Origin of the sequence: Actinomadura sp. CNU-125 (assembly GCF_001942465.1) — a bacterium.
Lineage (GTDB): Bacteria > Actinomycetota > Actinomycetes > Streptosporangiales > Streptosporangiaceae > Spirillospora.
Genome location: NZ_MKJY01000275.1, coordinates 1 through 7124 on the forward strand (window position 1 = coordinate 1; position 7124 = coordinate 7124).

Annotated in this window: 6 protein-coding genes and 1 pseudogene; 4 read left to right on the plus strand and 3 right to left on the minus strand. The window is 73.6% G+C overall.

Going from position 1 to position 7124, the window contains the following annotated elements; genetic code table 11:
* Together BJF79_RS55955 and BJF79_RS55960 are read left to right on the plus strand one after the other, a co-directional pair.
* A partial coding sequence (locus tag BJF79_RS55955) for a hypothetical protein (RefSeq protein ID WP_158079315.1) occupies window positions 1-580 on the plus strand: 580 nt, incomplete at its 5' end.
* Window positions 581-621: 41 nt separating this feature from the next.
* On the plus strand, window positions 622-789 hold the full coding sequence (locus BJF79_RS55960; protein WP_158079316.1) for a hypothetical protein: 168 nt from the start codon (window positions 622-624) through the stop codon (window positions 787-789).
* A 6-nt stretch (window positions 790-795) separates the two neighbouring features.
* Here BJF79_RS55960 and sigE read toward each other — a convergent pair whose 3' ends face one another.
* On the minus strand, window positions 796-1338 hold the full coding sequence (gene sigE, locus BJF79_RS28205; protein WP_075901889.1) for an RNA polymerase sigma factor SigE: 543 nt from the start codon (window positions 1336-1338) through the stop codon (window positions 796-798).
* 224 nt (window positions 1339-1562) lie between these two features.
* Here sigE and BJF79_RS28210 point away from each other — a divergent pair, with 224 nt between their 5' ends.
* Window positions 1563-3137, plus strand: coding sequence for an acyl-CoA synthetase (locus BJF79_RS28210; RefSeq protein ID WP_075901891.1), 1575 nt, complete (start codon window positions 1563-1565; stop codon window positions 3135-3137).
* A 75-nt stretch (window positions 3138-3212) separates the two neighbouring features.
* Window positions 3213-4607, plus strand: a complete 1395-nt coding sequence (locus BJF79_RS28215) for a serine/threonine-protein kinase (RefSeq protein ID WP_075901893.1) — start codon at window positions 3213-3215, stop codon at window positions 4605-4607.
* Here BJF79_RS28215 and rho read toward each other — a convergent pair.
* Window positions 4604-5698, minus strand: a pseudogene (gene rho / locus BJF79_RS28220) (transcription termination factor Rho); the annotation flags it as partial. The gene BJF79_RS28215 and the pseudogene rho sit on opposite strands and share 4 nt — an antisense overlap.
* Window positions 5699-6138: 440 nt before the next feature.
* The gene (locus BJF79_RS28225; RefSeq protein ID WP_143220229.1) at window positions 6139-6885 is read right to left on the minus strand and encodes a hypothetical protein; all 747 of its coding nucleotides are present in this window, start codon (window positions 6883-6885) and stop codon (window positions 6139-6141) included.
* Between the last annotated feature and the right edge of the window lie 239 nt (window positions 6886-7124).

The following is a 7124-nucleotide window of genomic DNA, read 5'->3' on the forward strand; positions in this document are numbered from 1 at the left end:
GGGCGCGGCGGCCGTCGAGGGCGGCGGGCGGCGGCGTCGCGGTGTGGCAGGCGCGCGCGACGGGCCGCCGCCGCGCGCGTTCACGCCCGGCGAGGTCGCGCTCGCGTCCGAGACGATCGGCGACCCGGCCCTCAACCTGTCCGAGGGGACGGTCCGGTTCGTGCAGGTGAGCGGGCATTCGGACCCGGCCGTCCAGCAGCGGATCAACGCGGCGCTGCACGCGCCCGTCGACCAGGCCGTCGCGGACTACCGGCGGCTCCTGGAGGCGGCGGGCGGGCTTGAGGCCCAGACCGTGCCGCAGGCCCCGCGCCCCATCGAGATGCGGTCGGACATCGTGTACCGGGGGCCGCGCCTGCTGTCCGTCCGGTATCTGGTGAACATCCCGGTTTACGTGGCGGGCGGTTCCTACATCACGCCGAAGGCCGTCAACATCGAGCTGGCGACGGGACGCGTGCTCGGGCCGGAGCAGATCTTCACCGCCGCCGCGCTGAAGGACCCGAGCCTGGCGGAGCTGTCGCGGCGCGTGCCGCCGCCGCCCGCGGACCGGCCGGGGGGCTGGAGTGCGGCTACCGCACGCTGACCGAACGGACCGAACTCGCGGCGAACGATCCGCTCGTCGGAGTGTCGTTCTCCCTCACGAAGGACCGGCTGGTCACGGTCTTCACACCGGACGAGCACTGCATCGCCTTCAAGTACTACAAGCCGAACGCCGTGCCGTACGCGTCCGTCGAGGACCTCATCCGTCCGGACGCGCTGGAGCTCGCGACCGCGACGACACCACCGCCGTGACCCGGGTCAGGCGCCCGCGACCGGCTCCGGGACCTCGACGGGGCGGCGGTGCTCCAGGGCGACGCGCAGCTGGGCGCGGCCCCGGTGGATGCGCGAGCGGACGGTGCCGAGCTTGACGTTCAGCGTCGCGGCGATCTCCTCGTAGGTGAGGCCCTCGATGTCGCACAGCACGACGGCGGCGCGGTACTCGGGGGCGAGGCCGTCGAGGGCCCGCTGGATGTCGGCGTCGAGGTGCCGTTCGTCGTACACCTGCGCCGGGCTCGGTTCGCGGCCCCGCAGGCGTTCGGCCGCGTCGTCGGCGAGCGCGTCGAAGCGGATGCGCTGCTTGCGGCGCGCCCGGTCGAGGAACAGGTTGGTCGTGATCCGGTGCAGCCAGCCCTCGAACGTGCCGGGGCTGTAGGACGACAGCGAGCGGAAGACCCGGATGAAGACGTCCTGGGTCAGGTCCTCCGCGTCGTGCCGGTTGCCGGTCAGGCGGTACGCCAGCCGGAACACTCTCGTGGAGTGCTCGGTGACGATCTCCTCCCACGTCGGAGGCGTCCACGCCATTGCGCCTGGTCTCACCACAACCCCCGTCTGATACGTAATCGTTACGGCCAAGCATGCCGGTACCCGGATAAGAGGCGTGTAAGGACGGGCGGCGTGGCCGGATCCGGGCGCGATTTGTGATCCATCTCATCGGACGGCATGTCCAGGGTCATTGAGTACTTACCCGCAACCCGAGCATGATTCGGTACGACCTTCTCACCCGCTCCGAAAGGCGAGGACGGCACATGGCGCGAAGCTACAACCTTGCGGATCTGATCGAGATCGTGGCGGCGGCGGGGCCGGACCGTCCGGCGCTGGTGGCCGGGGACGAGCGGCGCACCTTCGCCGAGCTGAGCGCGCGGGCGAGCCGGGTCGGCCACCACCTCGCGGACGCGGGCGTCCGGGCGGGCGAGCACGTCGCGATCCTCGCCTACAACCGGGCCGAGTGGATCGAGGCGATGCTCGGCGCGTTCAAGATCAGCGCCGTGCCGATCCCCGTCAACTTCCGGTACGTCACCGGCGAACTGCACCACGTGCTGTCCGACTCCGACTCGGTCGCGCTCATCGGCGAGCGGTCGCTGCTGGCGCGCGTCCAGGAGGTCCGCGCCGACCTGCCGAAGCTGCGCCACGTCGTCGTCCTGGAGGACGGCGGGACGAACGACGTGCCGGGCGCCGTCGAGTACGAGCGGGCGCTCGCGGCGGCCGACCCGTCCGACGACTTCCCGGAGCGTTCCAGCGACGACCGGTACGTCATGTACACGGGCGGGACGACCGGGTACCCCAAGGGCGTCGAGTGGCGCTGCGAGGACATCTTCTTCGGCGCGCTCGGCGGCGGCAACGTCCTCGGCGACCCGGTGTCCAGCCCGGAGGGGCTGGCGGACGTCGACCAGGGCGGCATGGCCGTGCTCGACTGCGCGCCCGTCATGCACGGCGCCGGGCAGTGGGTGGCGTTCATGGGGCTGTTCGGCGGCGCGAAGGTCGTCCTCTACACCGACCACGCGTTCGACGCCGAGAAGGCGCTGCGGCTGGTCGCGGAGGAGCAGGCGAACGTCGTCATGCTGGTCGGGGACGTCATGGCGCGCCCGGTCGCCCAGGCCCTCGCGTCCGGCGGGCACGACACGTCGTCGCTGCTGGCGATCGCGTCCGGCGGGGCGCCGCTGACCGAGGGCGCGAAGGCGGCGCTGCAGGAGCACCTGCCGAACGTGATGTTCCTCGACAACTACGGCGCCTCGGAGACCGGCGCGTGCGGGCCGTCCGTCGGCGGCAAGGAAGGCACGGCCCGGTTCATGATGAAGCCGGGCATCACGGTCCTGGACGACGACCTGAAGGTCGTGAAGCCCGGTGAGATCGGGAAGCTCGCGCGCAGCGGGCACATCCCGCTCGGCTACTACAACGACCCGGAGAAGACGGCGTCGACGTTCTTCACCGACGCCGACGGCACCCGCTGGTCCGTCCCGGGCGACTTCGCGAGCCTGGAGGAGGACGGCACGATCGTCCTGCTCGGCCGCGGCTCCCTGATGATCAACACGGGTGGGGAGAAGGTGTACCCGGAGGAGGTCGAGGTCGCGCTCAAGGACCACCCGGACGTGTACGACGCGGTCGTCGTCGGGCTCCCGGACGAGCGGTTCGGGCAGATCGTCGCGGCCGTCGTGTCCGCGCGGCCCGGTGCGACCGTCACTCTGGAGGAGCTGACCGAGCACTGCCGGGGCCGCCTCGCCGGGTACAAGCTGCCGCGCCGCCTCACGATCGTCGACGAGGTGCGGCGCACGGCCGTCGGCAAGTCGGACTACAAGTGGGCGAGGAGCGTCCTGGCGTCCTGACCCCGGTCCCCCGGTCAAGAATTCATGGGGATGCGCGGGGCGTGACTTGGGTGCGTTCCCGCGCATAACCTCCCCATGACCGAGGACCGTCCGGGGCCGCTCGCGCGCCGGTATCGCCTGCTCTCGGTGATCGGCAGCGGCGGCATGGGCACGGTGTGGCGGGCCCGCGACGAACTCCTCGACCGGGACGTCGCCGTCAAGGAGATCCGGCCGCCCGCGGGGACCACCGAGGCCGAGCGCGCCGCGCTGGGCCGCCGCCTGCTGGCCGAGGCCCGCGCCACCGCCGCCCTCCGGCATCCCGGCGTGGTCGCCGTCCACGACGTCCTCGTCGAGCGGGGACGCCCGTGGATCGTCATGGAGTTCCACGAGTCGCGCTCGTTGTCGCGCCTCGTGGCCGAGCGCGGCCCGCTCGGCGTGCGGCGGACGGCGGAGATGGGCGCGGCGGTCCTGTCGGTGCTGCGCGCCGCGCACGCCGCCGGGATCCTGCACCGCGACGTCAAGCCCGGCAACGTGCTCGTCCGCGACGACGACGGCCGGGTGCTGCTCACCGACTTCGGGCTCGCGCTGCACGGCGCGGACGCCGGGGAGCGGGCCGACGCGGGCATCGAGGGGTCGCCCGCGTACCTGCCGCCCGAGCGGGTCGACGGGCTGCCGGGCGGACCCGCGTCCGACCTGTGGTCGCTGGGCGCGACCCTGTACGCGGCCGTCGAGGGGACGCCGCCGTTCCTGCGGTCCCACGCGCTGGGGTCGATGGTCGCGGTCCTGCTCGGCGACTACCCGCCGCCGGAACGGGCCGGGGCGCTGGCCCCCGTCATCGAGGGCCTGCTGAGGCCGGATCCGGCCGACCGGCTCCCGGCCGGCGAGGCCGCACGACTGCTCGCCGCGGCGGCGAACCCGGACGAACCGTCCGTCCCGCACCCGCGCGCGGCGGCGCGGCGGCCGCGGACGGCGCCGTCGCGGAGCGTCGCGGCCCTGGCCGTCGTCGCGGTCGGGATCGGCACGTGGACGGCGCGCTGGACATCGGTCGGCAACGGCGACGCGGCGGAATCGTTCGTCGGGCTCGCGTCCTACCGGGAGGCGGCGGCGTACGCGGTGCGGGTCCCGGCGGGGTGGCGGGCGGAGCGGCGCGGCGCGGTCATGCGGTGGCGGGACGGCGAGTCCGGGCGGGGGCTGCGCATCGCCCCGGCGCCCGGCGATCCCCTCGCGGGGCTGCGCGCCGCCGAACGGGCGGCGATGGGACGGCACCCGGGGTACGTCCGGGTGCGCCTGGGGTCCGGGCCGGGACCCCGCGGCGGCGCTGAATGGGAGTTCACCTGGCGAGACGCGGGCGGCGGACGGCACGTCGCGTGCACCCGCGCGTCCGGGTACGAACTGTGCTTCGCCGTGCCCGAGTCGCGGTGGCGGACCGATCGCCGCCTCTACGACCGGATCCTCGCCTCGTTCCGTCCCGGCGAGGCGGCGGAACGCTAGAGCGTCTGCTGGAGGCGGAGCAGGAACTCGGCGTTCGACGCGGTGCCCTTCATCTTCTCCAGCAGATGCTCGACGGCCTGCTGCCGGTCGAGGCCGGACAGGGCGCGGCGCAGCCGCCACGTCAGCTCCAGCTCCTGCGGCGTCATGAGGAGCTCGTCGCGGCGGGTGCCGGACGCCTCGACGTCCACGGCCGGGAAGACGCGGCGGTCGGCCAGACCCCGGTCGAGCTTCAGCTCCATGTTGCCGGTGCCCTTGTACTCCTCGAACAGGACGTCGTCCATGCGCGACCCCGTCTCCACGAGCGCGGTCGCGAGGATGGTGAGGGAACCGCCCTCCTCGATGTTGCGGGCGGCGCCGAAGAACTTCTTCGGCGGGTAGATCGCGGTCGTCGCGACACCGCCCGCCAGGATCCGGCTGCTGGACGGTGCGGCGAGGTTGTACGCGCGGCCCAGCCGGGTGATCGAGTCGAGCAGCATGACGACGTCGTGGCCCTGCTCGACGAGCCGCTTGGCGCGCTCGACGGCCAGTTCGGCGAGCGCCGTGTGGTCCTGCGCGGGGCGGTCGAACGTCGAGTGCAGCACCTCGCCCTGGACGGTCCGCTGCAGGTCGGTGACCTCCTCGGGACGTTCGTCGATCAGCACCACCATCAGGTGCGCCTCGGGGTTGCCCTGCGCGATCGAGTTCGCGAGGGCCTGCAGCATCATCGTCTTGCCGACCTTCGGCGGCGACACGATCAGCCCCCGCTGGCCCTTGCCGATCGGCGCCACGAGGTCGATCACCCGGGTGGCGAGCGGGCCGGTGTCGAGGCGCAGCCGCTCGTCCGGGAACAGCGGGGTCAGCTTGCCGAAGTCGGGACGTCCCGCGGCCTCGGCCGGCGGGCGCCCGTTGACGGTCTCCAGGCCGGCGAGCGAGCGGAACTTGTCGCGGCCCGACTTCGGCGGCCGGGCCGTGCCCGCCAGGATGTCGCCGGGCCGCAGGTGGTGCGCCCGGATCTGGGCGAGGGAGACGTGCACGTCCTCGGGCCCCGCGAGGTAGCCGGAGGTGCGCACGAACGCGTGCTTGTCCTGCACGGCGAGGATGCCGTTGAACGGGACGAGCGGTTCGTCACCGGCCGGTCGGCGCTGCCCGTTCTTGCGGGCGGTCTGCGCGGGCACGGCGTGCCCGCGCACGCCGTTCGTCCCGGGGGAGCGGCCGGTGCTCAGGGTGGGAGTGGACATTCGGGTCCCTTCTCCGGCGAACGCGGAGGAAATGCCGCGTGCCGGGGGTCGATACCCCGCGTACGGCGGCGGCTTCCGCGGCACGTACGCGAGAGAAATGTGAAAAAGCAGCTCGGTTCACCGGGCTGACGTCTGCTCCCTAAGTGCGGCGATCCGGACAAATGCCGGACGGTCGTTCACCGGGCGACTCAGATGGCCCGGGCGGGGAAGAGAACGCCTTCGCCGCCTGCCTGCGGCGAACTCTGGACGCTGCTTCGACAGTACAGCACGTTCGGCCGCTTCCGCATTCCCGGGGCCGCGCGAATTTCGCGCGGTCAGCCCGGCCGCACCGAGATCACGCGGAATCTCGCCCGGTCGATCAGCCCGTCCTGAAGGCAGCCCAGCATCCGCCGCAGCGCGTGCTCGCCCAGCGCCGGACGGACGACGATCGCGTACCGGCGCTCGCCCAGCGGAACCGCGCCGCCCCCCTCCACGTACGGCCGCGTCGCCCCCTTGCAGTACTCCCACAGCCGGTCGACCAGCGGATCCACGGCCGCCGCACCGGTGTCGCCCCGCGTGTCCGCCTCGATGACGAGCGTGCTCGCGTGGGCCGCCACCGGATCGTCCGGCCGGTCCTGCGTCAGCTCCGCGAGCTGGAAGACGGCGAACCCCGCGAACAGGACCCCCGCGAGAGTGAGGACGACCGCGCGTCCCCGCCCGTCCCGTCCGTCCGGTTCGGGGGCACCGGCCAGGACGCCCCCGGACGGCGGCGCCAGCGCGCGCGGGACCCCCGCGTCGCGGCCGAACGCCCCCGACACCCGCTCGACCAGCGCGGCGAGCGCCGACGCGACGATCCCGGCGCCGAGCAGCACGGGGATGAACACCCGGTACCGGTCGTCCTCCTCCAGCCAGCGGAACCGCGGCTCCTCCCGCGGGGCCGCGTACCGCTCCCGCACCGGTTCCGCCCGCAGCTCGCCGAGCCGCCGCTCGATCCGCGCGAGCCGCCGCGCGCCCCCGCCGCCGCGACGCCCACCACCAGCGCGATCAGCAGCAGCACCCCGGACATGAGGGCCCGCTGCCACTCCCAGCGCACCAGGTAGACGACCACGTACGCGGCCGTCCAGAGGATCGTCACCCCGAGCACGAAGTACCCGAGCCGCCGCGCGGTCACGCGACCGACTCCTCGCCCGCGCGCGCGCCGAGCGTCTCGACGCGTCCGGTGTCGCCGTCCACGAGCAGCCGCGTCCCGTCCGGGAACCGGTCGACCGCGCCCCGCACCCCGACGCCGTCGGCACGCCCGTCTCCCGGGCGAGGATCGCCC